The 26629-nt window shown below is 71.4% G+C and carries 24 protein-coding genes; 16 read left to right on the top strand and 8 right to left on the bottom strand.

What is annotated here, in order from left to right; translation table 11 throughout:
* Positions 1-29: 29 nt before the first annotated feature.
* Complete coding sequence (locus tag WMF46_RS23250) at positions 30-956, bottom strand: lysophospholipid acyltransferase family protein (RefSeq protein WP_437987593.1); 927 nt, start codon at positions 954-956, stop codon at positions 30-32.
* A gap of 99 nt (positions 957-1055) precedes the next feature.
* Here WMF46_RS23250 and WMF46_RS23245 point away from each other — a divergent pair, with 99 nt between their 5' ends.
* The 3 genes from WMF46_RS23245 to WMF46_RS23235 all read left to right on the top strand — a co-directional run bounded on the left by WMF46_RS23245 (position 1056) and on the right by WMF46_RS23235 (position 4083).
* Positions 1056-2021, top strand: a complete 966-nt coding sequence (locus tag WMF46_RS23245) for an NAD-dependent epimerase/dehydratase family protein (RefSeq protein ID WP_437987592.1) — start codon at positions 1056-1058, stop codon at positions 2019-2021.
* A gap of 8 nt (positions 2022-2029) precedes the next feature.
* A complete protein-coding gene (locus WMF46_RS23240) occupies positions 2030-2695 on the top strand; it encodes a class I SAM-dependent DNA methyltransferase (RefSeq protein ID WP_437987591.1) in 666 nt (221 codons plus the stop codon).
* An 86-nt stretch (positions 2696-2781) separates the two neighbouring features.
* Positions 2782-4083 (top strand): hypothetical protein, encoded by a 1302-nt coding sequence (locus WMF46_RS23235; RefSeq protein ID WP_437987590.1) that lies wholly within the window; start codon positions 2782-2784, stop codon positions 4081-4083.
* Between the two features lie 254 nt (positions 4084-4337).
* Here WMF46_RS23235 and WMF46_RS23230 read toward each other — a convergent pair whose 3' ends face one another.
* Positions 4338-5339: a hypothetical protein gene (locus WMF46_RS23230; RefSeq protein WP_437987589.1), complete on the bottom strand. Its 1002-nt coding sequence runs from the start codon at positions 5337-5339 to the stop codon at positions 4338-4340.
* Positions 5340-5369: 30 nt separating this feature from the next.
* A complete protein-coding gene (locus WMF46_RS23225; RefSeq protein ID WP_437987588.1) occupies positions 5370-8564 on the bottom strand; it encodes a TonB-dependent receptor in 3195 nt (1064 codons plus the stop codon).
* Positions 8565-8830: 266 nt separating this feature from the next.
* On the opposite strand from WMF46_RS23225, the gene WMF46_RS23220 reads away from it, so the two are divergent.
* From WMF46_RS23220 to bioB, 8 genes are all read left to right on the top strand, one after another.
* Positions 8831-9619 (top strand): energy transducer TonB, encoded by a 789-nt coding sequence (locus WMF46_RS23220; protein ID WP_437987587.1) that lies wholly within the window; start codon positions 8831-8833, stop codon positions 9617-9619.
* A gap of 167 nt (positions 9620-9786) precedes the next feature.
* The gene (locus WMF46_RS23215) at positions 9787-10503 is read left to right on the top strand and encodes a MotA/TolQ/ExbB proton channel family protein (protein ID WP_437987586.1); all 717 of its coding nucleotides are present in this window, start codon (positions 9787-9789) and stop codon (positions 10501-10503) included.
* Positions 10504-10614: 111 nt separating this feature from the next.
* Positions 10615-11031: an ExbD/TolR family protein gene (locus tag WMF46_RS23210; RefSeq protein WP_437767046.1), complete on the top strand. Its 417-nt coding sequence runs from the start codon at positions 10615-10617 to the stop codon at positions 11029-11031.
* 5 nt (positions 11032-11036) lie between these two features.
* Positions 11037-11483, top strand: a complete 447-nt coding sequence (locus tag WMF46_RS23205) for an ExbD/TolR family protein (RefSeq protein ID WP_437910699.1) — start codon at positions 11037-11039, stop codon at positions 11481-11483.
* Positions 11484-11622: 139 nt separating this feature from the next.
* The gene (gene thiC / locus WMF46_RS23200; protein WP_437987928.1) at positions 11623-13008 is read left to right on the top strand and encodes a phosphomethylpyrimidine synthase ThiC; all 1386 of its coding nucleotides are present in this window, start codon (positions 11623-11625) and stop codon (positions 13006-13008) included.
* Positions 13005-13703 carry a thiamine biosynthesis protein gene (locus WMF46_RS23195; protein ID WP_437987585.1) on the top strand — a complete coding sequence of 233 codons (699 nt, stop codon included), beginning with the start codon at positions 13005-13007 and terminating at the stop codon, positions 13701-13703. The genes thiC and WMF46_RS23195 overlap by 4 nt, the downstream gene beginning before the upstream one ends.
* Positions 13704-13826: 123 nt before the next feature.
* Positions 13827-14879: a type IV pilus twitching motility protein PilT gene (locus WMF46_RS23190; protein ID WP_437987584.1), complete on the top strand. Its 1053-nt coding sequence runs from the start codon at positions 13827-13829 to the stop codon at positions 14877-14879.
* Positions 14880-15012: 133 nt separating this feature from the next.
* Positions 15013-16062, top strand: a complete 1050-nt coding sequence (bioB, locus tag WMF46_RS23185) for a biotin synthase BioB (RefSeq protein ID WP_437987583.1) — start codon at positions 15013-15015, stop codon at positions 16060-16062.
* Here bioB and WMF46_RS23180 read toward each other — a convergent pair.
* The 4 genes from WMF46_RS23180 to WMF46_RS23165 form a co-directional block, all read right to left on the bottom strand.
* Positions 16004-17758, bottom strand: a complete 1755-nt coding sequence (locus WMF46_RS23180) for a mechanosensitive ion channel family protein (RefSeq protein WP_437987582.1) — start codon at positions 17756-17758, stop codon at positions 16004-16006. The genes bioB and WMF46_RS23180 overlap by 59 nt on opposite strands.
* A 188-nt stretch (positions 17759-17946) precedes the next feature.
* On the bottom strand, positions 17947-19137 hold the full coding sequence (locus WMF46_RS23175; protein WP_437987927.1) for an HRDC domain-containing protein: 1191 nt from the start codon (positions 19135-19137) through the stop codon (positions 17947-17949).
* A 17-nt stretch (positions 19138-19154) separates the two neighbouring features.
* Positions 19155-20144: a matrixin family metalloprotease gene (locus WMF46_RS23170; protein WP_437987581.1), complete on the bottom strand. Its 990-nt coding sequence runs from the start codon at positions 20142-20144 to the stop codon at positions 19155-19157.
* The gene (locus WMF46_RS23165) at positions 20131-20829 is read right to left on the bottom strand and encodes a hypothetical protein (RefSeq protein ID WP_437987580.1); all 699 of its coding nucleotides are present in this window, start codon (positions 20827-20829) and stop codon (positions 20131-20133) included. Before WMF46_RS23165 ends, WMF46_RS23170 begins: the two co-directional genes overlap by 14 nt.
* Before the next feature lie 123 nt (positions 20830-20952).
* On the opposite strand from WMF46_RS23165, the gene WMF46_RS23160 reads away from it, so the two are divergent.
* The 5 genes from WMF46_RS23160 to WMF46_RS23140 all read left to right on the top strand — a co-directional run bounded on the left by WMF46_RS23160 (position 20953) and on the right by WMF46_RS23140 (position 25909).
* The gene (locus WMF46_RS23160; RefSeq protein WP_437554954.1) at positions 20953-21735 is read left to right on the top strand and encodes a thiazole synthase; all 783 of its coding nucleotides are present in this window, start codon (positions 20953-20955) and stop codon (positions 21733-21735) included.
* Positions 21736-22036: 301 nt separating this feature from the next.
* Positions 22037-23302, top strand: coding sequence for a glycosyltransferase (locus WMF46_RS23155; protein ID WP_437987579.1), 1266 nt, complete (start codon positions 22037-22039; stop codon positions 23300-23302).
* Positions 23303-23564: 262 nt separating this feature from the next.
* Complete coding sequence (locus WMF46_RS23150; RefSeq protein WP_437987578.1) at positions 23565-24836, top strand: glycosyltransferase family 4 protein; 1272 nt, start codon at positions 23565-23567, stop codon at positions 24834-24836.
* A 106-nt stretch (positions 24837-24942) separates the two neighbouring features.
* Positions 24943-25260 carry a tetratricopeptide repeat protein gene (locus tag WMF46_RS23145; RefSeq protein ID WP_437987577.1) on the top strand — a complete coding sequence of 106 codons (318 nt, stop codon included), beginning with the start codon at positions 24943-24945 and terminating at the stop codon, positions 25258-25260.
* 31 nt (positions 25261-25291) lie between these two features.
* The gene (locus WMF46_RS23140) at positions 25292-25909 is read left to right on the top strand and encodes a thiamine phosphate synthase (RefSeq protein ID WP_437987576.1); all 618 of its coding nucleotides are present in this window, start codon (positions 25292-25294) and stop codon (positions 25907-25909) included.
* Positions 25910-25943: 34 nt separating this feature from the next.
* Here the strand turns inward: WMF46_RS23140 and WMF46_RS23135 are convergent, their stop codons facing one another.
* Positions 25944-26537: a Uma2 family endonuclease gene (locus tag WMF46_RS23135; RefSeq protein ID WP_437987575.1), complete on the bottom strand. Its 594-nt coding sequence runs from the start codon at positions 26535-26537 to the stop codon at positions 25944-25946.
* Between the last annotated feature and the right edge of the window lie 92 nt (positions 26538-26629).

The raw sequence follows: 26629 nt of genomic DNA, 5'->3' as shown, positions 1-26629 counted from the left end.
CGCGATCACGCGGTCACGCGATCACGCGATCACCAGAAGATGCTCTTCCGCTCCTTCAGGCCGCGGTTCAGCATCGACTGGATCCGACCCTTCACGAGCGCCACCTTCTCCTGGATCACCGCGTCGTCGTCGTCGGGGTCGCCGTGGAACGTCATCGGCTCGCCGAAGTAGATCCGGTATCGGGTCGGCAGCGGCATCTGGCCGCCGGGGAGCAGGAGCTGTGGGATGATCGGGAACGTCGGCATGCCGAGCGCCTTCGAGACCGCCTCGAGGTTGCCGAGCGAGATGTACTGTTCCTCGCCCCCGATGACCGCGATGGGCACGATCGGCGTGTCGGTCTCGAGCGCGAGCCGCATGAACCCGAGCCCGAAGTCGAGCAGCTGATAGCGGCTGGAGAACCCCTTCGAGATCCCCTTCGTCCCCTCCGGGAACACCAGGATCGCCGCGCCCATGTCGAGCAGCCGGCGCGCGTTCTCGGGGACGCCGACCACCTGGCCCACGCGCGAGAAGAAGGTCGCCACGAACGGCAGCGTCTGCGTCCACTTCTCGACCATGCTCCGCATCACGCGCGGCGGCTCCGCGTCCAGGAACAGCGAGGCCGCGATGAGCATGCCGTCGAACGGGAGCTGGCCCGAGTGGTTCGCGATGAGGAGCACACGGCCGGGCGGGACGCGCTCGATGCCGAACACCTCGGTCCGGAAATAGAAGCGATGAAAGAACGCGGCGACCCCGACCGCGTACTTCGCCCATTCCCGGTCGAGCCCGAACGGGTCGACCCCGTCCGCCGCGTGAGGCAGCGCGACCCGGCGCAGACGGTCCTCGAAGTCCTGACCGAGCAGCCGGATGGTCGCGTCATCGATCGTGCCGCGCAGGCTGTCGACCCCGACGCGCGCCAGCGGCAGCGCGCTGTGGGTGACGAAGTGGCTCAGCTTGGCGAGCGTCGTTCTGCTGGCCATGGGCGGCGGACGATAGCAAAACTCGCGTGGGCCTGCACCGGCACGAAGGGCTTGACCATCGGCGTCCTCGAAGCGACCGTCGCTCCGATGAGCGAACGAATGCTCGGTCGAGGCCGCCGTCCCGCCGCGGACACCGATCCGTCCCTCCGGTCCATCCTCATCACCGGCATCTGTGGTCGCCTCGGGCGGCGCTTGGCGCGGCGCCTCCACCGCGAGCGGCGCGTGATCGGCGTCGACCGGCGCAGCTTCGAGGGGCGCCCCAAGGACATCGAGCATCACCAGATCGACATCCGCCGCAAGAAGACCCAGGACATCTTCCGGCAGGAGCAGCTCGCCGCGGTTGTCCACCTCGGGGTCATGCACGATCCGCGGGTGAGCCAGATGGAGCACCACAGCTGGAACCTCGCCGGGTTCCAGCGGCTGCTCGAGTTCGTCGCGCAGTACGACGTGCCCAAGCTCATCGTGCTGTCGAGCGCGAACGCCTACGGGCCGCGCCCCGACAACCCGCAGTTCATCACCGAGGACGCCCCGCTGCTCGGCGGCGCGTCGTTCAGCGAGATCCGCGACCTCATCGAGGTCGACATGCTGGCGCAGTCGTTCTTCTGGAAGCACCCCCAGACCGAGACGGTCATCCTCAGGCCGGTCCACATCCTCGGCTCCGTGCGGAACGCGCCGTCGAACTACCTCCGGCTCAACGTGATCCCGACCCTCCTCGGCTTCGACCCGATGGTGCAGGTCATTCACCAGGACGACGTGGTCTCCGCGATCCTCGCGGCGCTCCGCCCCGGCGTGCGCGGGATCTTCAACCTCGCCGGGCCCGCGCCGCTGCCGCTCTCGCGCGTCATCGAGATGACCGGCCGGGCGCGCGCGGCGATCCCCCACTTCGTCATGCAGACGATCATCCCGCGGCTCTGGCGGTTCAGGGCGACCTCGTTCCCGGCCCCCGAGCTCGATCACATCCGCTACGTGTGCATGGTCGACGACCGGCGGGCGCGCGACATCCTCGGCTACACGCACGAGCACGACATCCAGGAGACCGTCCAGGCGGTCGACGGCATCACCTGAAAGGCGTCATGAAGCGAGCGACCCGGATCGAGCGGCTCGTCGACTACTACGAGGACTTCGCGCCCGACTACGTCTCCACCTGGAAAGACATCCAGCACTACGAGAAGCCCGTGCGCGCGTTCCTGCGCGAGGTGGTCGCCGACGGCGCCCGCGTGCTCGACGCGGGCTGCGGCCCGGGCCACCTCACGCGCGATCTCCCGCCGTCCGTCGAGGTCGTGGGCTTCGACATCGCCGAGGGGATGCTCGAGATCGCGCGCAAGAAGCGGCCCCACGGCGCCTATCACCGGCACGACTACCACCTCCCGATCCCCCGCTCCTGGGGGCGGTTCGAGGTCGCGCTCGCGCTCGGCACCCTCGAGTTCTGCGACGATCTCTCGCTCGTGCTCAAGAACCTGGCCGGCGCGATGCGCCCCGGCGGCCGCCTGCTGGTGAGCATCGTCGAGCGGAGGCCGAACGTCCGGCTCCACGAGCGCCACGCGCGCCCGCTCTCCGACGCCGAGCTGACCGGCGTGAAGATGTATCTTTACACCTTCGCCGAGCAGACGGACGCCATCCTGGGTTCTGGCCTGCTCCCGCGCAGCTACCGGCTCCACCCCGGCTGGCGACACACGGAGTACGACGTCGACGTGCTCTACGCGCTCTGGGACCTCGAGGTCTCACGCGGCGGCCGGTGATCCTCCTGGACAGCGCGGCGAGCCTTTCCGCGCCGCGCTGTCCAGGGTATCTCGTGGAGAGTCGTGGAGAGGAGAGCCGCGGTTCGATGGACGTGAAGCTCGGCGGCACCTTCCTGACCTGCGCGATGGGGCCGCTGCACCACGCCGGCGCGTGCATGCAGGCGAGGCGGGTGCTGGAGGGGCTCCGCGAGCTGGCGCCGGAGGGGCTCCTCGGAGGCTTCCAGCGCGGCGTCGATCAAGCCGCGAAGCTCGCGGGCGTGCGCCGGGAGGACGTCGAGCGCCTCCTCCCGATGGCCGACGTGCGCGAGGCCATCGAGCGGCTCGGCGACAGCCAGTCCGAGGCGCTCGTCGCCTGGGATGTCTACGCCGGGCGCATCGGCGGGCTGCTCGAGGGCGTCGCCGAGGTGACCGACCACGGTCGGGCCCCCGACGCCGGCATGTGGCTCGAGCGGCTGGCGAACAAGGTCCGGCGCGATCGCCCGTTCGCGGAGCCGCTCCAGGTGCTCGCCGAGGACATCGCGCAATGGCAGGCGATGATCGGCCGCTGCCGCAAGCTGCTCGACGAGAGCGGCGGCGGCGCGCTGGCCAAGGCGTATCGCCGGCGGAGGCTCCGCAGGATCGCGTCGATCGTTGTGTCGGCGCTCGTCATCGTCGCGGCGCTCTCGGTGATCGTGCGGTTCCGCGCCGCCCGCGCGCGCGTCGATGCGGTCCTGGAGCGCCCGGAGGTGTGCGCGGTCCGCGACATCGCGGAGGACGATCTCGGCCGCGCGGCGAGCGAGCAGCAGCGGCGCGTGGCCGCGCGGCTCGAGCAGTGCGCCGCGGTGGAGGCCCGCGAGGCGCGCGAGCGCGAGGAGCGGCTGCGCGCCGAGGAGAGGGCCCGCGAGGAGGAGCGGCTGCGCGCGGAGCGCGACGAGAAGTGCGCCGCGCTCGCCGTGCGGTTCAAGGCGGGGGCGTTCTCGGACGACGACGGCAAGATCGCCGGCGTGGAGAAGGATCTGCTCCGGCGGATCGCGGGGCGGAGGCTCCTCGCCGCCGACGTCGGGCCGACCGGTCCCGCGCTGCCGTGCGAGGGCGCGCGCGGCGGCGACGAGCTGCGCGCGGCCTTCGCGGACGCCCTGGTCGCGTCGGTCTGGACGTGGGCGCCGGCCGCCGATCCCGGCCCCAAGCTCGGCGATTTGCTCGTGGCGCGGCGCGCGGAGCTGCCCCCCCGCGCGCAGACGATGCTCGCGGTCCGGACAGGATACGAGTCCAAGCGGGCCATCGTATCGGGCGATCCGGCGGCGCTCGGGCGGGCGTCCCGCCTGTGCGCGCTCACGGCGAAGCTCGAGATCGCGAGCGGGGCGGGCTGCGCGGCGCTGGCGAGGCTGGCAGTCAAGCCCGCGCCGTGAGCCGGCGATCCGAGGGATCGCGGCGTGAGCTGCGCTGATCTCGGGGCCGCCGGTCGGGCGCGTCGTCGCGGACGCGCATCACCTCTCGCTCGACCATCGACCATCGACGGCGCTGCGCGGCGAACGGGGGCTCTTCGAGCCCGCCGCCTTCGGACGACCAGGGATGCGCCCGGGCGATGACGTTTTACGGGAGGTGAGGGGAGAGGGGCCGGAGGAGCGCAGGCGGGACGATGGGCGCCCCGCCTCCCAATTGCCTACTTCATGGCGGGGATGGAGTCCGCGTCGAGCACGCACAGGCCCGCGCCGACGTCGCACTTCACCTTGAGCTCCGGGGAGATGCGAGGATCCACGCAGAGGGCATCATCGACCTTGTCTGTGGGGATCGGAGCGCCCCCGGGCTCGGGATTCGGGGCGTAGATCCGACAATCGATCGCCGGCCAGACTCCGACGACCTTGTACGTCGCCGAGCAGCTCTCCTCCGAGTAGGTGACCTCTGCCTCGAATTGATTGCCGAGGTTGGCGGCTGTCACATACACGCGCATGTTGCGCCACTCGAGCTTGTGCGATCCCAGCGCCACCGGCGGTACGCCGCCGCCTTCCCCACCGCCGCCCTCGCCCGCACCGCCGGCGCCACCGTCGCCGGCACCACCAGCGCCGCCTTCCCCGGCGCCACCAGCACCACCGGCTCCGCCAGCGCCGCCTTCCCCGGCGCCACCGGCACCGCCAGCGCCGCCCTCGCCGGCACCACCGGCGCCGCCCTCGCCGCCGGCTCCGCCCTCGCCGCCGGCGCCGCCCTCGCCGCCGGCGCCGCCCTCGCCGCCGGGCAGCAACACCACCTCGGCGGGATCGAACGTCGGCACCGTGCAGATCTCGTTGTCATCCGGTTCGCGCGCCGTGAAGGCACCGATCGCGAACGGGTTCAGATCCGGGTTCGGGTCGATCGCGGCGCCGCCGCGGTACCAAGTTCCGAATTCCAGGGTCTGGATCGCGACGCGCTTCGCGTCCGCGTCGGGGAGCTGGTCGCCATTCTCGTCCCGATCGTACACCTGCATCCCGATCAGCTCGACAGTCCCCTCTTTCCGAGCACAGGGGCCCTCGGCATCCCCGTCGATCCGGGTGAACTTCGCTGCGAACGGGGACGCAAGGGCGCCGCCGACCGTGCACTCGGGCTTGGGCTGCGAGCAGCCCGGAGACATCGCCGCGAGCGGTGAGAGCGCCGCGAGCCCTGCCATCCAAACAAGCCATCGCTTCTTCATCGCTTGCATCCTTTCCCGCGCGCGCCGCGCCTAGAACGTCACCCGCGCGCCGAACCGGAACTGCCGCGGTGTCTGGAACTGCGTCGGCTCGCCGTAGTTCGGGTTCACGGCCTTGGGATCGAGCGGCTCGCCGGTGTTGTGGTTCTTCACGCACGTCGGGCCGCTGCTCGGGTTCAGATCTTCCTTCGTTCCACCGACGCAGGGGTCGACATACTCGGTCGTGTAACGCTGGTCCACCTGGACGGTCTCCTGGAAGTTGAAGAGGTTGAAGACATCCATGGTGACGGTGAGCTCGCTGTCCTTCGCGAGCTTGACCGAATAGCCGATGTGACCGTCGACGTTGTGGATCCAGGGGAGGCGGCCGCCCTCGCCTCGGGGCAGGATGAACGTCTCGTCGGAGCTGTACAGGTAGTGCGCTCCCCAGGTGTCGATGGGGGCGCCGGAGCGGGACCTGTATGTGAGGCCGAGGTCGAGGACCATGCCCTTCGGGAGCTCGATCGCCTTCGCGCCGTAGACCTTGATCTCGTGCGTGTTGTCGCCGGGCAGGGCCCCATCGCGGTTGACGAGGAGCGACGCCAGATCGAACTCCGTGTTGATGTTCGGATCGAGCTGGTCGGTCTCGGGCTTGAAGAGGCCCGGATAGTTGCCTCGCAGGTACGACAGCGTATAGCTCACCTGGGCGAGCCACAGGTCGGAGAAGGTCTTGTTGAAATAGAGGGTCAGCGCGTCGTAGTCGCGCCTCGCCTCCGGGAACTCCTTGGCGATCCCCTTCCCGGGGTTGCCGAGGAAGTAGGTGTTCGCCTCGTCCCGGCTCATGTCCTCGATGACGTTGTTCATCCAGCGCTTCGTGTACATCGCGCCGACACGCCCGTTCGGGAGGATCTCGTATTCGCCGCCGAGCACGAGCTCGTCGGACGACTGGGGCTCGATGTCCGGATCCACCGGGGCCTTGCCGCCGCCGAACGTGAACCAGTTCTTGTTCGGGTCGTGGTTAAAGGCCCCTGGGGCGCCGAATGCCTCGTCGAGCGGAACGCGGGTGTCGTCATTCCGGCACTGCCCTGCGCCATAACCCGTCGCGTCCTCGGGATTCCCAGGGTTACAGCCGCTGGCACCCCCGCGGTGGAAGGAGCGGGTGTACCGCTCGTTGCCGAACGCGCGATCCAGCATGTCGAGGGGGACGCTCTCGTAATACCGCGCGTAGTTCGCGAACACCTTCGACCGGCCCTCCTGCGTGATGTCGTAGACGACGCCCACGCGCGGAGACCACTGGTTCGCGAGCGCCAGCCCGAGCGCGCCGTCGCTCGAGTACAGGTACTGCGCGTCGTAGCGCACGCCGATGTTCAACGTCACCCGGTCGAGGATGCTCCAGCTGTCCTGCGCGAAGGCGCCGATCGTCACGCCGAGCGACGACACCGTGAGCTTGTCCTGGATCACATAGTCCCTGGCGCCCGGGCCGGTCGCCAGGCCGTCCGGGCCGGTCAGGAAGCCGAATTGTCGCTCGTCATGGGAGGCATCCCACTCTCCCTCCTCCGCGTAGGTGGTGCCGCCCGCGTACCCCTTGATGTGCTTGTACGTCGTGATCTCGCCGTCGATGCCGGCCTTGACCACGTGGTGCCCGAGCCCCTCGAAGATGCTCGTCACCATCGCCTTCAGCTGGAAGCGGTTGAGCGAGGAGTCGTCGATGAAGTCGGGGCCGCCTTGCCAGTACTGGCGCACCGCGCAGGGCACCGCGGCGATCTCGCCGGTCTGCGTCGTCAGCGGCTTGCACATGGCCCGGGCCTCGGGCGAGAGCTTCTCGAAATCGTCGATCGAGTACGGGTTCGGGGAGTACCGCTGCCAGACCATGAGGGGCACGCCCGCCAGGCCCTCGTCCGTCCCGATCTCCGAGCCGTCCGGAGGCAGCCGCGCGCTGCGCTGGTTGTGCCAGCCGAGGGTCGCGTCGAGGAGCAGGGTCTTGTTCTTGAACGCAGACGACCACTTCAGCGCGACGTCGGTGGACGACGCCACGTACTCGTGCGCCATCGCGCCGTACTCGCCGATGATGTTGGAGAGCTCGGTCACGCCCTGCTGCGGGTCGAACCCGAACGTGCCATTGCCGCCCGAGGTGGAGGGCGAGCCGTAGACGGAGAGCGCGACGCTGTGGTCCGGATCGATCTGGTAGGTCAGCTTCCCGAGGTACTGCAGCGTCTGCTCCTCGGCGCGGTAGAAGCGCTGCGTCCCCGGCAGCCGGTCGACGACGTTGAGCCCGGTCGCGGGATCCGTCACCGGCTCGAACGTGGTGGGGTTGTAGCGCGTGGCGAACAGGTTGCGCTCCAACGAGGAGCTCTTGAACGCGAGGTCGGCGCCCGCGTAGAACCAGAGCTTGTCCTTCAGGATGGGGCCGCCGACCTCGAACCCGTAGTCGCGGATCGACGACAGGCTCTCGTCCGTCTGGATGGTCTCGCCCTGACGACGGACCGCCTTGGGCGCACCCTCGAAGACGCCGGGCGTGATGTTGAAGAAGACCGAGCCCTGAAACGCGTTGCCGCCGCTCTTCGTGACGACATCGAGGACGCCCCCGGTCGCGCGGCCGAACTCGGGCATGTACCCGCCGGCCACCACGTTGACCTCCTTGATGAACTCCATCGTGAGCGGCGTGCCGACGATCCCGTAGGCCGGGTCGTTCACCGACAGGCCGTCGATCACGTACTGGTTCTCGGGGGAGGAGGTGCCGGCGATGGACGTGCCGAACTCGTCGGCCTGCGCCCCGGGGACGGTCGCGGCGACCGACTCGAAGGAGCGGGTCGTTGCGCCCTTCCCCGTGGGGGGCGAGACGGCGATGCGCCGGGTGAAGTCCTGGGTGATGCTCTGGCTCACGCTGCTCGAGCCGACGTCGACCGTGGGCGCGCGGCCGACAACGACGATCTCCGCCGCCTTGAGCGCCTCCGGGAGCAGCTCGACGTTGACGCGGATGGTCGTCGCGGCGCGGACCGCGATCCCGCCGCGCGCGTACGGCTTGAACGCGTCCTTTTCGAAGCGCAGTGTGTAGTCGCCCGGCGGCAGGTTCGGGATACGGTACTGGCCAGTGCCGTCCGTGACGACCAGCTGCTCCCCTTGCAGCGCTGGCGATGTCGCCGTCACGACCACATCGGCGGCCGGCGCCCTGTTCGACGCGTCGACTACCCGCCCGAGGAGCACACCGCTGCCCGTCTGCGCGAACGCAGGGTACGCGGTCAACAAAGTCATCGCGAGCAGCAGCAACGCCGCCCACGGCCCCAACGGCGCACGTGAGCGCCCTCCGTGTTCCAGCCTCTTTTCGAGAAACTTCACGGAATTCCCTCCAAAAGTGTATGCCCCTCGAGTCCTTCCTTACCCTAGACAGGAATCGCGCCAGACAATAGACTTTTTTGTAGGACTCGCTCGCTTGTACACTCCGGGTAGGCGCCGCACGCTTCCATACGTCGCGGCTTCTCTACCTCGATCGGCTCGAGTCCTAGGAGTTACGACCCCTCATGTTCGACTCGGTACTCGGTCGCGCTACCGCCACCCAGGGGCGGCTAGGGACGGGGACAGCGCTCTCCATCGTCGCCCACGTGGCGATCGCGGGCGCCATCCTCTGGCAGGCCACGCGCCCCAGAACCGAGAAGCCGAAGGACGTCGAGGTCACATTTTTCGCCCCGGCGCCGCCGCCACCTCCGCCGCCGCCACCTCCGCCTCCGGGCGGCGGCGCGAAGCGCCCGCCGAAGGTGGAGCGCATCGAGCAGCCGAAGCCTGTCAAGACGCCTGACACCATCTACGACATGCCGCAGAAGCCCAGGGCCAAGGCGCCTGAGCCAGAGCCAAAGCCGGAGCCGGTCAAGGAGGATGCGCCGGAGCAGCCGGGCGGCGTCGAGGGGGGAGTCCAGGGCGGCGTTCAGGGGGGCACCGTCGGCGGCGAGGTCGGCGGGCAGATGGGCGGTCAGCTGGGCGGCAAAGTCGGCGGCCAGGTGGGCAGCACGGCGCCGCCGCAGAACGTGGTGCTGGCGTTCGGCGCCGGAATGACCCGCCCTTCGAAGATCGCGGGGCGCGACCCGCAGTACACGCGCGAGGCGCTCGCCGCGCGCGTCGAGGGGCTCGCGATTGTCAAGTGCATCATCAAGCTGGACGGCTCGCTGAGCGGCTGCCGGATGGCCAAGTCGCTTCCTCACATGGATCGGGCGATCCTCGATGCGCTCGCGACGCATCGCTACACCCCCGTCATGTATCAGGGGCGTCCGGTCTCGGTGGACTACGTGTTCCCCATCCGGCTCAAGCTCCCTTGACGTCCAGACGCGCAGGGGTGTTATTGAACCGCTGGAGCACGTAGTAGAGAAGGGTACGGGCAGGTCCGCGCTGCGGTGCTGTCGAGTCCGCTCGGTGTCCAGCCGAGGCGCTGTTCCAGCATAGCCAGAACCATCACGCCACATGGGGCGCCGGGAGGCGCGAGACGATGCAATTCACGTTGATCGAGCTGTGGGGCCACATGGGGCTCTTCGCGAAGCTGATTGTCTTCGCGCTGGCCATCATGTCCGTTGCGTCGCTGATCGTCCTGGGCGAGCGCATCGTCGTGTCGTTCCTGTCGCGCGCCGCCTCCCGCGCGTTCGCGGCGCGGGTCGGGCCGATGCTCGCCCGAGGCGAGCTCGAGGGGGCCTGGACCGCCGCGCAGCCGGGCGGGGAGAGCGGCTATCTCGGGCGCGTCGTCGGCGCCGGGCTCGCCGCATATGCCTCGAGCGCGCCGTCGCGGCTGCCGGCGCAGGGGCACGAGCGTGACGGCGTGTTCGAGTCGGTCTCGCGGGCGCTCGAGCGGCAGGCGCAGCGCGAGGTGCTCAGCCTGAAGCGAGGTTATGGCCTGCTCGCCACGGTCGGATCCACGGCGCCGTTCGTCGGGCTGCTCGGGACGGTCATGGGCATCGTGACGGCGTTCCAGCAGATGGCGGCCGCTGGCTCCGGCGGCCTCGGCACCGTCTCGGCGGGTATCGCGGAGGCGCTCATCACGACCGCCTTCGGGCTGATCGTCGCGATCCCGGCCGTCATGGGCTACAACTATCTCCAGGGTTGGATCGAAGCCCGGGCGATCGACATCTCGGAGTCGTCGAACGAGCTCCTCGACGTCGTGGCGAAGCGGCTCGACGGGCGCCTCGCGCCGACCGCTGAAGAGGCTGCTTGACAGGGGACCCGCGCGACACCCCGCGCGCCTCTCCGCGGAGCGCGGCGCCCGGCGCCTCGCGCCCGCGGCGCGGCGGGCGGTGACGCGCCCAGCAGGGAAGCGAGCGTTCCAATGGGGATGGGTGTCGGCCCGCAGAGGGGCCCCAAGAGCGAGATCAACGTCACGCCGCTCGTCGACGTCGTCCTCGTCCTGCTCATCATCTTCATGGTCGTCACGCCGATGCTCCAGCGCGGCAAGGACGTGAAGCTGCCGCAGGCCGCGGAGGTGGACGAGGAGAAGAAGGAGGTGGACCCGCTGATCCTCTCCGTGACGCTGGAGAAGACGGTGTGGGTCGAGAACGACAGATACGATGACGCCGGGCTCGCCGAGCGGCTCTCGCGCGAGTTCGCGGCGCAGCCGGGGCGCAAGGTGCTCGTCAAGGGGGACCAGCGCCTCTCGTTCGGCGACGTCCGCAGGGTGATGGAGACGGCGCGCAAGTCGGGCGCGAAGAGCGTCTCGCTGGCGGTCGAGGAGCTGAAGGGGAGATAGCGGCGATGAGCGCGAAGAGGAAGTTCGTCATCAAGCCGGCGGTGCCCCTGAACTCCGACATCAACGTGACGCCGCTCGTCGACGTCGTGCTGGTGCTGCTCATCATCTTCATGGTCGTGACGCCGCTGCTCGAGAAGGACATCGGCGTGCGCGTGCCGGACACCGAGCAGGTCAAGCAGGACACCCCGCCGCCGCCCGACCAGCTCGTCGTCCGGGTGAGCGCGCAAGGCGAGCTGCGGGTGAACGACGAGCCGGTCGAGCGCGCCGAGCTCGTGGGCAAGCTCAGGCCGCTGCTCGAGCGCTACAGCAGGCCTCAGGACAGGATCGTCTTCGTCGTCGCCGACGACGGCGCCGTCTACGGCACCGTCGTGGAGGTGCTCGACGGCGCGAAGGCCGCCGGCGCCCAGACGCTCGGCATGATGACCGAGCTCCCCGAAGCGCCGCCTCCCTGACAGCGGCGCGCTCGCGGCGAGCGCTGGTAGAGGCGCGCTCTCTCGCCGACTCTAGGTCGGGCGGCCAGGCGCGACGCGGCGCTTGCGTCGCGCGCGGTCGCGACCTAAACCGCCCACCTCGAAAGCGAGGTCGTCGATGTTGCGGTCCGAATGGGTGAGCAAGCGCGCCGGGAGCCCGAACCAGAGCCAGATGCACTTCGCGAGGAAGGGCGTCGTCACGGAGGAGATGGAGTACGTCGCCCGCCGTGAGAAGCTCGCGCCCGAGCTCATCCGCAGCGAGGTCGCGCGCGGCCGGATGATCATCCCCGCGAACAAGAACCACCTGAACCTCGAGCCGATGTGCATCGGCATCGCGTCGCTCTGCAAGGTGAACGCGAACATCGGCAACAGCCAGACCACGAGCGACGTGAGCGGCGAGCTCGAGAAGCTGCGCTACTCCATCAAGTACGGCGCAGACACCGTGATGGACCTGTCGACCGGGGGCGACATCGACGGCATCCGCCGCGCGATCATCGCTGACTCCCCTGTGCCGATCGGGACGGTGCCGATCTACCAGGCGCTCGAGGCGTGCAAGGGCACCGACAAGATGACGGCCGCGGACCTCATCGACATGCTCGAGCACCAGGCGAAGCAGGGGGTCGATTACTTCACGATCCACGCCGGCGTGCTGCTCGAGCACCTGCCGCTCGTGAAGGGCCGGATCACCGGCATCGTCTCGCGCGGCGGCTCGATCATGGCGCAGTGGATGATCGAGCACCACAAGCAGAACCCGTTCTACACCCACTGGGACAAGGTGCTCGAGGTCTGCGCCAAGTACGACGTCACGATCTCGGCGGGCGACGGCCTCCGCCCCGGCTGTCTCCATGACGCCAGCGACGCGGCCCAGTTCGCCGAGCTGAAGACGCTCGGCGAGCTCACGAAGCGCGCCTGGGAGAAGGACGTGCAGGTGATGATCGAGGGCCCCGGGCACGTGCCGTTCGACCAGATCGCGATGAACGTGCAGAAGGAGATGGAGCTCTGTCACGAGGCGCCGTTCTACGTGCTCGGCCCGCTCGTCACCGACTTCGCTCCTGGCTATGACCACATCACGAGCTGCATCGGCGCCACGATGGCCGGCTTCGCGGGCGCCGCGATGCTCTGCTACGTGACCCCGAAGGAGCACCTCGGCCTGCCGAACCCCGAGGACGTCAAGCAGGGCCTCATCGCCTACAAGATCGCGGCCCACGCCGCGGACGTGGCGCGGAAGCGCCCGGGCGCGCGGGATCGCGACGACGCGCTGAGCCGCGCCCGCTACGCCTTCGACTGGAAGCAGCAGTTCGCGCTCTCGCTCGATCCGGAGACGGCCCAGGCGATGCACGACGAGACGCTCCCCCAAGAGTACTTCAAGACCTCGGAGTTCTGCTCGATGTGCGGGCCGAAGTTCTGCTCGATGCACATCAACCGGGTGGTCGACGAGTACAACGCGCGGCAGGAGCCCGAGAACTCGCCCACGAAGCGGTCGCTCTCGATCCTCGATCAGCCGTGAAGCAGGGGAGGGGCCGCGAGGGCTTCCGCCGCGCGCGGCGGAGGGGGCCCGTCGCGGCGCGCCTCGCCTTCGTCGCGCCCCTCGCGCTCGTCCTGCTCGCGCCCCTCGGCTGTCGCCGCGAGCAGGGGAGCGCCCCTCGCGACGCTGCGTCGCCCGCCTCGGCCGCGGCCTCGCCCTCCCTGGCGCCGCGCCCGCCGAGCCCTCGGCTCACCGATCCGCGCTGGCGCCTCGCCGCGGGGGACGACCCGCTGGACTGCGCCCGGCTGGCCGAGGCCGAGGGCGCCTCCGGCCTCCTCGCCGCGCTCGACGACGGCGGCGACATCACGCTCACGGCCCTGCGGGCGCTGCCGCACGCCGATGACGCCGACCTGGCGCTCGGGCCGCTCGCCGAGCGCGCCCGCGCGGCGTCCGGGCCGTCGCTTCCGCCCCTGCTCGAGGCGCTCCTCGGGATCGCCGGGCGGCCGCCGCGTCCGCGCGAGCCGCTCGACCCGGACGGGGCGCGCGGCGCGGCCGCGGCCCTGGTCGAGCTGGCGGGCCGGCGCGACCTCCCCTCGGACCAGCGCGCGCTCGCCATCTCGGCGGCGCGCGCGCTCGCCGAGCGGGGGCTCGTCGATCCTCTCCGTATTCCGGCAGATCTGGATCCCGAGGGCTCCGTCGCGGGCGCCGCGGGAGGCCCGGCGGCGCCGCGTCCCTGACGTCCCGCGCGGTGGTCCCGGGCCGCGCGGCCGTCCCGCGCGGCGGCGCGGCGCCCTGTCGGCTTTCGGTTCGTGCAGCCGCGCTTTGGGCCGGTCGGGTTCCAATTTGGTACCTTGCCCCCCGTGACGACGCCGTACACCTCCGAGGCCTTCCTCCATCAGCTCCTCGGCAAGGCGCTTGCCGCCCACGCCAGCGACATCCACCTCAAGGTCGGTCAGCCGCCGGGCGCGCGGGTGCGCGGCGACATGGTCTACTTCCGCGTCGACAGGATCCGGCCCGAGGACAGCGAGGCCGCCGCGCGGGTGCTGCTCGCCGGGCGCCCTTCGCGCGAGCTGCTCGCCACGCTCCAGGAGCTCGACGCCGCGTACGTCGTCCCGGGCCTCGGCCGGTTTCGCGTGAACATCTATCGCCAGCGCGGCTCGCTCGCGATCATCCTGCGGAGCATCCCGCTCAAGATCCCGACGTTCGAGGAGCTGGGCGTGCCCTCGGCGGTCCGGGCGATGGTGGAGCACGATCACGGCCTCGTCCTCGTCGCGGGCACGGCCGGCAGCGGCAAGAGCACGACGCTCGCCGCGTTCGTCGGGCACATCAACGCGACCGTGCCGCGCCACATCGTCACCCTGGAGGATCCGATCGAGCACGTGCACGAGGACAACCGCTCCAGCGTGAGCCAGCGCGAGATCGGCGTCGACACCGCGGATTTCCCGACCGCGCTGCGCTCCGCGCTGCGGCAGGACCCGGACGTCGTGCTCATCAGCGCGCTCCGCGACGGCGAGTCGCTCGATCTCGCGCTTCACGCCGCGGAGACCGGGCACCTCGTGCTCGCGGCGGTTAGCTCGGCGGACGTCACGCGCGCGCTCGGGCGGCTGATCGCGCTCGGCAAGAGCCCGAGCGAGGTGCGCGACCGGCTGGCCGACTGTCTCCATGGCATCGTCGCGCAGCGCCTGCTCCCTCGCCGCGACGGCGCGGGGGAGGTCCTCGCCGCCGAGGTGCTCGTCGGGACGGCCGCGGTGCGCGAGGCGATCCGCCGGCCGGAGGGGAGCCCGTCGCTGCGCGAGCTGATGGAGAAGGGGGTCACGCCGTACGGCATGCAGACCTTCGACGCGCACCTCAGGCAGCTCGTCGCCCAGGGGACCATCGCCAAGGAGACGGCGAAGGCGGTGACGGCGCTCTAGAGGCGTCAATCGGGTCAAGACCGCCAGAACAGAGCAGAATTTCGAGCCGTCAAGGACGCCGAGGACGCCAGGAGCTCCCTCCCTGTCGCGCCTTGCTTGCGGCGGCGCCTCAAGCCCGGCTATGAGCGAGCCCATGCTCGAAGGGATCGAACGAGAGGCGGCGGAGCACAGGAATGGATGCGGCGGCCCGGCCGGGCACGCCCCGCCGGCGGGCGCGCCCCGCCACGACTGGACCGCCCAGCAGGCGGTCGCCCTGCACGACCTCCCGCTCTTCGAGCTGATCGACCGCGCCCGCGCGGTCCACCGCGCGTTCCACGGCGAGCACGAGGTCCAGCTCTGCACCCTGCTCAGCGTCAAGACGGGCGGCTGCCCCGAGGACTGCGCCTATTGCCCGCAGTCGAGCCACTACGAGACCGAGGTCGGGCCGGAGCGCATGCTCGACGTCGGCGCGGTCCTCGCCGCCGCGGAGCGCGCCCGCGACGGCGGCTCGACGCGGTTCTGCATGGGCGCCGCGTGGCGCGAGGTGAAGGACGGCCCCGCCTTCGAGCGCGTCCTCGACATGGTGCGCGGCGTGAAAGCCCTCGGCCTCGAGGCGTGCTGCACGCTCGGCATGCTCACCGACGACCAGGCGCGCCGCCTGAAGGAGGCCGGCCTCGACGCCTACAACCACAACCTCGACACCTCGCGGAAGGCCTACAAATCCATCATCTCGACGCGCACGTACGACGAGCGGCTCGTCACCCTGCGCAACGTCCGGCGGGCGGGCATCACCGTCTGCTCGGGCGGCATCATCGGCATGGGCGAGTCGATCGCCGACCGCTGCGAGATGCTCGTCGAGCTCGCGCGCCTCGACCCCCACCCGGAGAGCGTGCCGATCAACGCCCTCGTGCGCTCGCCGGGGACGCCCCTCGAGAGCCTCCCCCCGGTCGATCCGATCGAGTTCGTCCGGATGATCGCGGTCGCGCGGGTCATGATGCCGCGCGCGATGGTGCGCCTGTCCGCGGGGCGGACGGAGCTCTCGCGCGAGACGCAGCTGCTCTGCATGTACGCGGGGGCGAACTCGATCTTCTACGGAGACAGGCTGCTCACGACGCCGAACCCCGGCCAGGACGAGGACCGCGCGCTCATCGAGAAGGCGGGGCTTCAGCCGATGGCGCCCGCCGCGGCGCGCGCTGCCCGTTAGCCGGACCTCCCGCCGCGGCCCCCTCCGGCTGCGGGAGCTCCCCTCCGCGCGGCGCGACGTGCAGCGTGTGCGTCGGGTACGCGAGCCTCGACCCGGCCATATCGATGATCTGCAGGAAGGTGATCAACATCGCCTGCCGGACGTCCCGGAACTCCCCGAAGTCGGTCGTCTGGAACCAGGCCATCACCTCGACGTCGAGCGACGAGGGGCCGACGCCGATGAAGCGCACGACGACGTCATCGGTCCAGAGCTTCGGGTGCTCCCGCAGCGCGCGCTCGCACTCTTCCACGATGGCGCGGAGCTGCTCGGGCGACGTGTCGCGATCGAGCCCCAGCACGCAGGCGAGGCGGATCCTGTCGCGCGCCGTGAACGACTCGATCTGGAGATCGGCCAGCTTGCCGTTCGGGATCGTGACGACGGTCCGATCGAGCGTGCGGATCCGCGTCGAGCGGAGCCCGATGCTCTCGACCGTGCCGAGGAGCGCGTCCACCTTCACGAAGTCGCCGACCTGGAACGGCCGGTCGATGCCGATCGCGACCGAGCCGAAGAGGTTCTCCACCGTCTTCTGCGCGGCGAGGGCCAGCGCGACGCCGCCGATGCCGAGGCCGGCGATGAGGCTCGCCACCGGGTAGCCGAGCTCCGAGAGCACGGCGATCACGCCGATGATCACGATCGAGACCTTCGCGATCCGCCCCATGAGCGGCACGAGCGAGCGCGCCGCGGGGTTGTCGCGCGTCGCGGGGGCGGCGAGCAGGCGGCCGCCGACGGCGTCGATCGTGCGCAGGGCGAACCAGAACACGGCGACGAAGACGCCGGCGCGCAGCACCTTGTCGAGGAACTCCTCGGCCGGCAGGTAGAGCCCGAGCCACGGGAGCGCGGCCGTGATCACGAGGAGCGCCGCCGCGAACGTGAACGGACCGCGCGCCGCGAGGAGCACCGCGTTGAGCGTGGACTCCGTCCGAGCGATGACGCGGCGGAGCACGGCGCGGAGGAGGTAGCTCAGCACCGCGCCGACGAGCCAGCCGGCCAGCGCGAGGACCGGCAGCGCGAGCCACTGCCACCAGAGCAGCTCGCGCGGGCCGGGGCGCAGGAGCGCCGGCGGCAGGTGATCGCGGAGCCAGCGATCTTCGAGCCGCGCGTACCACTCGTCGACGCGCTCCACCGTGGCGCGCGAGAAGATCCAGCGCACGCCGTCGGGCGTCGTGCGCCGCACGAGGCGCACCGGCTGGGCCCCCGTCCGCGTCGGGATCTTGCCGAGCTGCTCCACGCTGGCCCCGAGGTTGTCCTGCGTGTCCCCCTGCGGCTGCGGCGAGAGCGTCTCCACGTCCAGCCAGAGGTGCCGATCGAGCACCGCCTTGAGCTTCTGCGCGAGCTCCGCGCCGTTCGCCCTCGGCGGCACGTCCAGGTAGCGCGCGGCCTCGGCGTAGTCGCCCGCGCGGCACAGCTCGACGAAGCTGCGCATGGAGGCTCGAGGCGAGTCGGGCGCGACCGGGGTCGCCTCCGGCTCCGGGCCGACCTCGGCGTTCGCCGCGGGCGGCGGCGACGGCGGGGGCGGCGGAGGAGACAGCTCTCCGGCGCTCGCTCCCAGAAGGGCGCACCCGAACACGAGCGCGAAGGCGAACGCGGCGCGGAGCCACATCGCCGGCGGCCAGAGGCGGAGCCTCCTCGGCGCCTTGGGGTGATCGGTCGAGGGCATGGGCCCTGCTATTCCATCGCCCGGCGGCTCTGTCGACCGGGCGGCGCGCGCGCCACGTGCGCTCGCTCGCAGCGGGCTCCACGTGTCGGAGATCGCGCAGGGGATCGCGGACGCGCGGAGCCGACCTGCGGAACCGAGGGAACCGAGGGAACCGACGCGCGGCCGACACGCGGAGCCGACGCGCGGCGCTACCTCGCGGCGGCTGGCGGCTCGCCCGGCCGCGCCGCGGCCACGAGCGCCGCGAGCGCGCGGCCGTAACGCGCGAGCCGTCCCGCGCCGAGCCCCGGGATGCGCGCGATCGCGGCGGCGATCGCCTCGTCCCCGGCGTGGCCCTCCGCCAGCACGATCTCCGCGAGATCCTGCGCGCAATGACCGGGCAGCACGACCTGCTCGTCCACCTTCCGCGCCTTCGCCTCGGCCCTGCGCCACGCCGCGACCCGGGTCTCCACCGCGCGCTGCGCGGCGAGCTCCTTCCTGGGCGGGCGGGCTTGCTGGAAGAGGGCGCGCTCGTCCTCGGGCACGTCGCCGTCGCTGCGCCCCTGCTCGACCGCGCGGAGCCACGCCGCGACGCACCCGGCCGCGCGGCCCGCCGCGGCCCCGCGGATGGCGCGCACGTCGTCTGCGCTGGCAGGCCTCCGCTGCGCGAGCTCGAGCAGCACCTCGCTGGCGACGATCTTGAAAGAGGGCACGTCGGCCCCCTCGGCGGCCGCCTCGCGCGCCGCCACGAGCCGCCGCAGGATCGCCCGGCCCTGCGGATCGAGCGCCTGGGCCCCCTTGACGCGTACGTACGCGGGCCGCGGATCGCGCGGCGGCCCGAGGGCGGTCGCGAGCTTGTAGGCGCACTCCTCCTCGATCTCCTCGTCGATCCCGAGGGCGCGGCTGCGCTCCGCCAGCCGCCCGCGGAGCGAGAGCAGGTGGCGCACGTCGTCGGCCAGGTAGCGCAGCTCGGCGTCCTCGATCGGCCTGCGCCCCCAGTCGTGCTGCTGGAGCTGCTTGTCGACCTTCACGTCGAGCTCCGACAGGAGCAGCGCGGCGAGCCCCGTCGCCGCGCACCCCAGCATGCGCGCGGCGACCGAGGTGTCGTGCGCGCCAGCGAGCGGCGCGCCCGCCTCGGCGAGCATGCGCGCGTCGAAGGTGAGGTCGTGCAGCACCTTGGGCGGGCCCGCGGCCCCGAGGAGCCGCGCGAGCGGCGCGACAGGCACGCGGAGCGCGTCGACGATCCCGACCGCGATGTCGTCCCCCTCGCGGAAGGCGAGCTGGACGGTGCAGAGCCGCGCCCGGTACGCGAACAGCCCGTTGGCCTCCACGTCGACCGCGAGCGCGTCGGCGCGGCTGGCGCGCTCGACCAGCCGGGCGAGCTCGCCTTCGCGCTCGACCAGGACGGGAGGGCTCTGGCTCAGCAGGCCTCCTCCCGGCCCGCCCGCGCTGCCGCGCCGCGCCGCGCCCGCGCGGCCACGCCGACCAGCGCCAGCGCGGCAAGGACGAGCCCGCCGCCGCGCCCGCGCTGGCCAGCGTTGCCGCGCGGGGCCGCGGCGCAGCCGTCCGACTCCTTCACCTCGGGCTGATCCGCGGCGCACAGGGCAGAGAAGCCGTGGCGCGGCGTGGGGTCGCAGCCCTTGATCGGCTCCCCGGGCGGGTACACCGCGCAGATCCCGTCGCGGTCGTCCTGGGAGAGGTCGCGGAGCGAAGAGCGGTAGTTGGCGAACATGGTCGCGTCGTGCTCGATCGAGTGCGAGAGCCCGAGGAAATGGCCGGCCTCGTGGGTGGCGATGCTCAGGAGGTCGAACGAGACGCCGTCGGCTCCCTGGGAGAGCGACAACGAGTTGATCTCCATGTCCGCGTCGTAGATCTCGCCGGTCTTGAGGTGGTAGGTGACGGTCGTGAGCGCGAGGGTGTTCCCGCTGTCCACGTACGGCCACCCGTCGTCCCGGAACATGACGATGTTCGCGTTCGCCTTGCGCTTGTTGTACTCGTGCGCGTCGCACGCGACCGGGCCCAGGTAGGTGACCTCCATGCGCGGGGTCTGCCCGTCGCCGCAGTCGGCCTCCGTCCACGCGGCGAACGCCTGCTCGAAGATCGCCTCCGCCTCCTGGAGCGACACCTGGACGGAGGCGTCCTCCTGGAGGGCGTAGCTCACGCACGGCGAAGGCCAGGCGAGCGGGGTGCCGCAGTCGTTGCCCTGCGGCGGCGTGCAGACCGCCGCGGTCTCCGCCTCCCCCGAGTCCGTCTGCTCCGGCGGACAGACGCTCGTGCGGCAGAAGGCCAGGGCGTCCCCGGGGTACGCGAGCGCCGTGGCGACGAGCGCGCTGCAGGCTGCGGCGATGGCGTGGGCGCGCGCGGGGCGGCGCGCGTCAGCGGGGCGCGGCGCGAGGTCACTGCTGCGCATGCTTCGCCTTCCATGCCTGGTTCACCGCGTCGATCGCCGCGTCGATCGCCGCGCCGACGAGCTGCTCGCGGGCCGAGATCGCGGGGCCCGGCCGGGGCAGGACGGTCCCGCTGTCGGGGCTCGCGGCCAGCCGCCGCACGGCGATGCGCCGCGCGCCGGCCCCGCCGGCGACCCTCGGCTTCTCCTCGCCGTCGACGACGGGGTAGTGGCCCTGGGCCATCCCGGAGACGACCAGGGCCGAGCCCACCTTGGAGACGAAGACCATCGCCTGCGCGCCGATCGCGATCTGCGCGTCGCCCGACACGTGCTGTCCGACGTCCCCGACCACGCCCCCGAGCGTCCTGACCCAGACCTCGCCGTCGGGCTGTCCGGCCACGGTCCGGTCGATCGACAGGCGGGTGTAGGTGACGATCCTCCGGGCCCCGCCGAGCTCTTCCCACTGGCTGCGCTGCTCGATCGCCGTCGCGACCACGACGTACGAGGCCGCGGCGACGAGCTCGTCCAGCGAGAGCTGAATGGCCACGGCCGCATGCGCCGCGCGCGGACCGGACAGCAGCGCGCCGCGGCTCACCCCGGCGCGTTCCTGGCCGGCCTGCGCATGGCTGTCCGCTGTCGGGAGGGGCGTGAGCGTGACCGCTGGAGGCAACGCGAGGAGGAGGGCTATGCCAAGAGCTCTGGGAGACATGGGCGCAAAGATACCATGCTGCCGAGCGAGGCGCGCCGGAAGCGCCGGTTTTCGTCGACGCGCTGGACCCTGTGTCCCGGTCCGACTAGCAGATCGTCTGGGTCGAGACCCGAGGAGCCTGCGATGACGAGCGACGCGTTGACGATCGGCAAATACACGTTCACTTCCCGCCTCTTCGTGGGGACGGGCAAGTACAAGGACCTGGATGAGACCCGTCGCGCGCTCGAAGCGTCCGGCGCGGAGGTCGTCACGGTGGCCCTCCGCCGCGTCAATTTGAAGGAGCGGGGCGAGGGGTCGATGATGTCGCTGCTCCAGCAGGGACGCGTCACGATCCTGCCGAACACGGCCGGTTGCTATACCGTCGAGGACGCGGTCCGCACCTGCCGGCTCGCGCGCGAGCTCGGTCTGTCCGAGCTCGTGAAGCTCGAAGTCATCGGCGACGAACGGACGCTGTTCCCGGACAACGAGGCGACGCTCGAGGCGGCGCGGATCCTGGTGAAGGAGGGCTTCACGGTGCTGCCCTACTGCATGGATGACCCGATCGTCTGTCGTAAGCTGGAAGACATCGGGTGCGCGGCCGTGATGCCCCTGGCGGCGCCGATCGGCAGCGGGCTCGGCATCCGCAACCCGTACAACCTGATGATCATCCGAGAGACGGCGAAGGTGCCGGTGATCGTGGACGCGGGAGTCGGGACAGCGAGCGACGCCGCCGTGGCGATGGAGCTCGGGTGTGATGGGGTATTGATGAACACGGCCATCGCGGGCGCGCGGGACCCAATCTTGATGGCGCAGGCGATGAAGGACGCGGTGAGGGCCGGTCGGATGGCGTATCTCGCGGGGCGGATGCCGAAGAAGCTCTATGCGACGGCGTCATCGCCGGAGCAGGGCAAGATCGCCGCGCTGTAGCGCGGCGCTGCGGGTGTGGCCCCGCACCTCGATCCCCGCGCGCTCGCGTTCCTGGCATATTCCACCGATGTGGGAGGCGCTCGCGGGCGCGATGAGGGATGATGAACGAGCAAGTCCGACGTCCAGCACGGCGCTGCTGCGGCGCGGCCAAGTCAAGCGAACAGCATCCGCATGTCATGATACGCTCACCTACCTGAGCCAAAATGACACGGAACGCTCATCGCACGGTCGACACGCTGTCGTGGCGCGTCACGACGCTCTGACGACGACCGCGGCGACCTGACGGTCCGCTCAGGAGAATATGAGCAAGCCCAACGTCTGCATGGTCGTGAACAACCTCGAGGTCGGCGGGCTCGAGAAGGTGGTCCTGAGCCTCCTCGATCGCCTCGGCGATCACGGCTTCGACCTCTCGCTGATCTGCCTCGACGGCGAGGGACGGCTGTTCTCGGAGGTCAAGCTCCCCCGCTCGAAGTGCCTCGTGATCACGAAGGACCTCCGGCCGGTGCTGCCGGGCCTCAAGAGCGATCCAGAGGCGCTGCTGTGGATCCGGCGCTTCTTTCACCAGCGCTCGGTCGATATCGTCCATGTCCACAACCGTGCTCCGCTCATCTTCGCTGGCTTCGCGGCGCGCCTGCTCCGGAATCGGCCGCTGGTCGTCTACTCGGAGCACAACCAGATCAACCGGGCCAAGGGCTTCGATCGGCGCAAGTTCGGCTACTACGCCTACCTCGCCGACGAGATGGTCGCGGTGTCGCACGACCTCAGGCGCATCCTTGTCGACGACGTGAAGGTCCGCGCGCCGGTCCGCGTCATCCACAACGGCATCGACGGGACGCGCTTCGCCCGCGCCCGCGAGAGCGGCGCGGGCGCGCGCATCCGCGCGGAGCTCGGCATCGGCGAGCGGGAGTTCGTGTTCGGGTGCGCCGTTGTGCACATCGAGCAGAAGGGGCTCCGTTACCTCCTCGAGGCGGCGCCCGAGGTGCTGCGGCGCGCGCCGGAGGCGCGCTTCATCATCGCCGGCGACGGACCGCTCCGGCCGGAGCTGGAGCAGCGCGCCAGGGACGCCGGGCTCGGCGACCGGGTGATCTTCCCCGGGTACCGCTCGGACGTGCCGGAGCTCGTCTCCGCGTTCGACGCCTACGTGCTCCCGTCGCTCTGGGAGGGGCTGCCGCTCGCGCTTCTCGAGGCGCTCGCGCTCGGCAAGCCGATCGTGGCGAGCCGCGTCGGCGGCGTCCCCGAGATCATCGAGCACGGCGTCGACGGGTTCCTCGTCCCGTCGAAGGACCCTGGAGCGCTGGTCGAGCACCTCTCGCGGGTCGCCCGCGACGGGGAGCTCCGCGAGCGAGCGCGCGCGCGCGGCCCCGCGAAGTTCACAGAGCAATTCAGCCTGGAAGCGATGGTCGACGGGCATGTGCGCCTGTTCGACGAGCTCATCGCCAGGCGGCGCGGGGGCGACGCCCCGTCCCGGGCGCGCGCGTGGTCGACCCCCGCGGGGGCCTCCGGGCCGGCCGCTGGACGGGACGACGGCAACGGACGGGTTGGTCATCGGGTCGGTCTGGACGTGTAACGACATACGACACCAGGTGAGACTGAATCGAACCTGACCAGGGCGAATACGATGCTGAGCGAGGCAAAATGGGACATCGAACGATGCTGAGCGAGGCAAAATGGGGCGCTGAACGGGGCTGACCGAGGTTGGCGAGACCGAGCGAGATTGGCGGGATTGACGAGACTGAGCGAGACTGGCTAGACCGAATACGATTCCGAGCGCGAACGACGTCCTCTTTCGAGGCGCTCGCCCGCTCGGAGAGGAGGAGCTCTTGCGGCGGATGCGCGTTTTGCTGATCACGAAGATCTTTCCGAACGCGGTTCACCCGGACGAGGCGCCGTACAATCGGCGGCAGTTCGCCGCGCTGTCGCGCTACTGCGACGTCCGGGTGCTCGCGACGATTCCGTGGTTCCCCGGCATGGCGCGCCTCTCGAAGTGGCCTATCGGCGCCAGCGCGCCGCGCGAGGAGGTCATCGACGGGCTGGCGGTCCGGCACCCGCGGTACCTCTATGTGCCGAGGATCGCGCCCGTGCTGAACGGCCCGCTGTATGCGGCGTCGATGCTCCCGGAGCTCATCGGGCGCGGGCCGTTGCCCGACGTGATCGTCGGGGCTTTCGCCTACCCGGACGGCTTTGCCGCGGTCTGTCTGGGGCGACTGCTCGGAGTGCCGGCCGTGATCAAGACACACGGCTCGGACATCGACGTGATCCCGCGCGACCGGCGCCTGCGACGGCCGCTCGGCTGGGGGCTCACGCGCGCCGCCCGGGTGGTCACGGTCAGCCGCAAGCTCGCGGACGGGGTCGAGGCGCTCGGCGTGCCGCGCGATCGCATCGACATCGTGATGAACGGCGTCGATGTGAAGACGTTCCAGCCTCGCAACCGCGCCGAGGCGCGCGCCGCGCTCGGCAAGTCGCCGAGCTCGCGGCTGATCGTCTTCGTCGGCCACCTGAGCCGCGACAAGGGCGTGCTCGATCTGATCGAGGCGTTCGAGCGGCTCGCGCCGGTCCACCCGGACATCGAGCTGGCGCTCGTCGGCAGCGGCGCCGAGGAGCAGGCGTGCAGGGCCGCCGCCGCCCGTCTGGGCGGCCGGCTGACGGTGACCGGCTACTTGCCGCACGATCAGGTGTCGCTGTGGCTCGGCGCGTGCGACGCCCTCGCGCTCCCGAGCAAGCACGAGGGGACGCCCAACGTCCTGCTCGAGGCGCTCGCCTCGGGGCGCCGCGTGGTCGCGACGAGCGTGGGGGGCATCCCCGACGTCCTGCGCAGCGCCGAGCTCGGCGAGCTCATCCCGCCGGGGAACCGGGGTGTGCTGATGGATGCGCTGCTCCGTGCCGCCCGGGCCGACTACGACCCGGCGCGGATCGCGGAGCTCGCCGGCCGGCGCGACTGGGATGACAGCGCGCGCGCCCTCCACGAGTCGCTCCTGCGCGCCTGCGGCGAGCCCCTGTCGAGCACCGGCGGTCAGGACACGGGCGACGCGCCCTTCGGCGCCCCCGCCTCGAAGGGCGGGATCGAGAACGGCGCCGCCCGGACGGGCGCGTCCCTCAACTAGCCCCGTTCCCGGCCGCCCGGCCGAGCGGGCCCGCGCCGCTCGGCCGGAGGAGCGGCGTCGCCGGGGCCGCGGCGTCCTCTTGACGCTCGCGCTCGTTCATCGGCGAATGCCGCTCGTGTTCACCGGCTTCCGCGCGGCCTTCGGCTCCATCGCGATCCTCGCCGCCGTCGCGCAGGCGCCTTACCAGTGCGCGAGCGAGGTCGACCCGGATCGCCGCGTGTACGAGGACCCGAGCGAGGCCCTGTACGCGCTGGCCGAGCGCTTCAAGGCGAGCGGCGATCGCCGCGCCCAGGTCGACACCTTGCGTTTCCTTGTCGAGCGGTATCCTGCCAGCCGCTTCGCCCGGATGGCCCGGCAGGATCTCGAGGCGCTCGGCGAGGCGGGCGCCCCGGCAGAGCGCCCCCCGGGCGACGGAGCGCGATGACGCGCCGCCGCCGGCGCGCTGGAGGACGGCCATGCTCACCCCGAGGTTGACCCTCATCACCCAGGCGGCGGACGTCCCGGAGCCGGTCTTGCTCGCGCGGCTCTCGGCGTTCGGCGCCCTGCCCCCCGAGGCCCGCGCCCGCGTGGCGGTGCAGCTCCGCGATCCCGAGCTCTCCGGCGCGGCGCTCCACGCGCTCGGCAGGCGGCTGCGCGACGCCACCGCCGCGCTCGGCGCCTCGCTCCTCGTCAACGATCGCCTGGATCTGGCGCTCCTCCTCGGCGCGGACGGCGTCCACCTCGGCCGCCGCTCGGTCGCGGTGGCCGACGCGCGCGCCCTGCTCGGGGCCGGCGCCTTCGTCTCCGTCGCGTGCCACGGCATCGACGACGTTCTCCGGGCGGCCGAGGCCGGCGCGGACGCCGCCGTGCTCTCGCCGATCTTCGCGACGCCCGGCAAGGGTCCGCCGCTCGGCCTCGCGGCCCTGCGCGAGGCGCGGGCCCGCCTGGCCGCGGCCTCGCGCAACGTCGCGCTCCTCGCCCTCGGCGGCATCGACGCGGTCTCGGCGCCGGCCTGCCTCGAGGCGGGCGCGGACGGGGTAGCCGCCATCCGCGCCGACTTCGGCGGCGCGCTGCCGGCGCCGCGCGCGGGGTGAGCTGCGGCTCCGCGCCGACCGGCCCGGCCGGTGATCACCGCGCCCAGAGGTCGGCGAGCGGCAGATCGAGCGCGTCGAACGGCTCGGGCCGCACGATCTCGTCGCCTTCGTACGTGTCGAGCAAGGACCACCGGCCGTCGTCGATCCGGTAGACCTCGAGCGTCTGCGCCACCGGGTTGATCAGCCAGGCGTGGCGGACCCTTTCGCGGCGGTAGATCCGCATCTTCTTGCCCCGGTCGACGCGCTCGGTGCGCGGGGAGATCACCTCGCAGACCCAGTCGGGCGCGACGTCGTAGTGCGCAGGCGCGTCCTCCGGGCCGAGCGGGTCGGGCATGCGCTCCCGACGCCAGCCGGCGAGATCGGGGACGACCTTGTCAGGCCGCGGTCCGAGGTGGAGCTCGGGCTCGTCGAGGATGACCCAGCCGCCAGGCCCGCCTCTACCGCGATCGAAGGGGCCCGTGAGACTTGAGCCCAGGAGCGACGCCGTCCGCGTGTGCGGCCGCGCCGGCCGCGGGAACGTGTACAGCTCCCCGTCGAGGATCTCGGCGACCATCTCGTCCGGCACGGCCTGGAACGCGGCCTCCACCTCGGGCGCATTGCCTGGAAATAGCGGGTGCTGCGCGCTCATCGGCAGATCCTAGCACCCCTGCCGTTCATCGCGCGCGCTCCGCGCCGGCCAGCGCTTCCCTCGACGCTGGCAATGGGCCTTGCTACTAGGCC

Origin of the sequence: Sorangium sp. So ce117, from assembly GCF_051524395.1 — a bacterium.
GTDB classification, from domain to species: domain Bacteria; phylum Myxococcota_A; class Polyangia; order Polyangiales; family Polyangiaceae; genus Sorangium; species Sorangium cellulosum_B.
The sequence above is the reverse complement of the archived record's forward strand: the minus strand, read 5'-3'. Positions and strand labels throughout refer to the sequence as shown.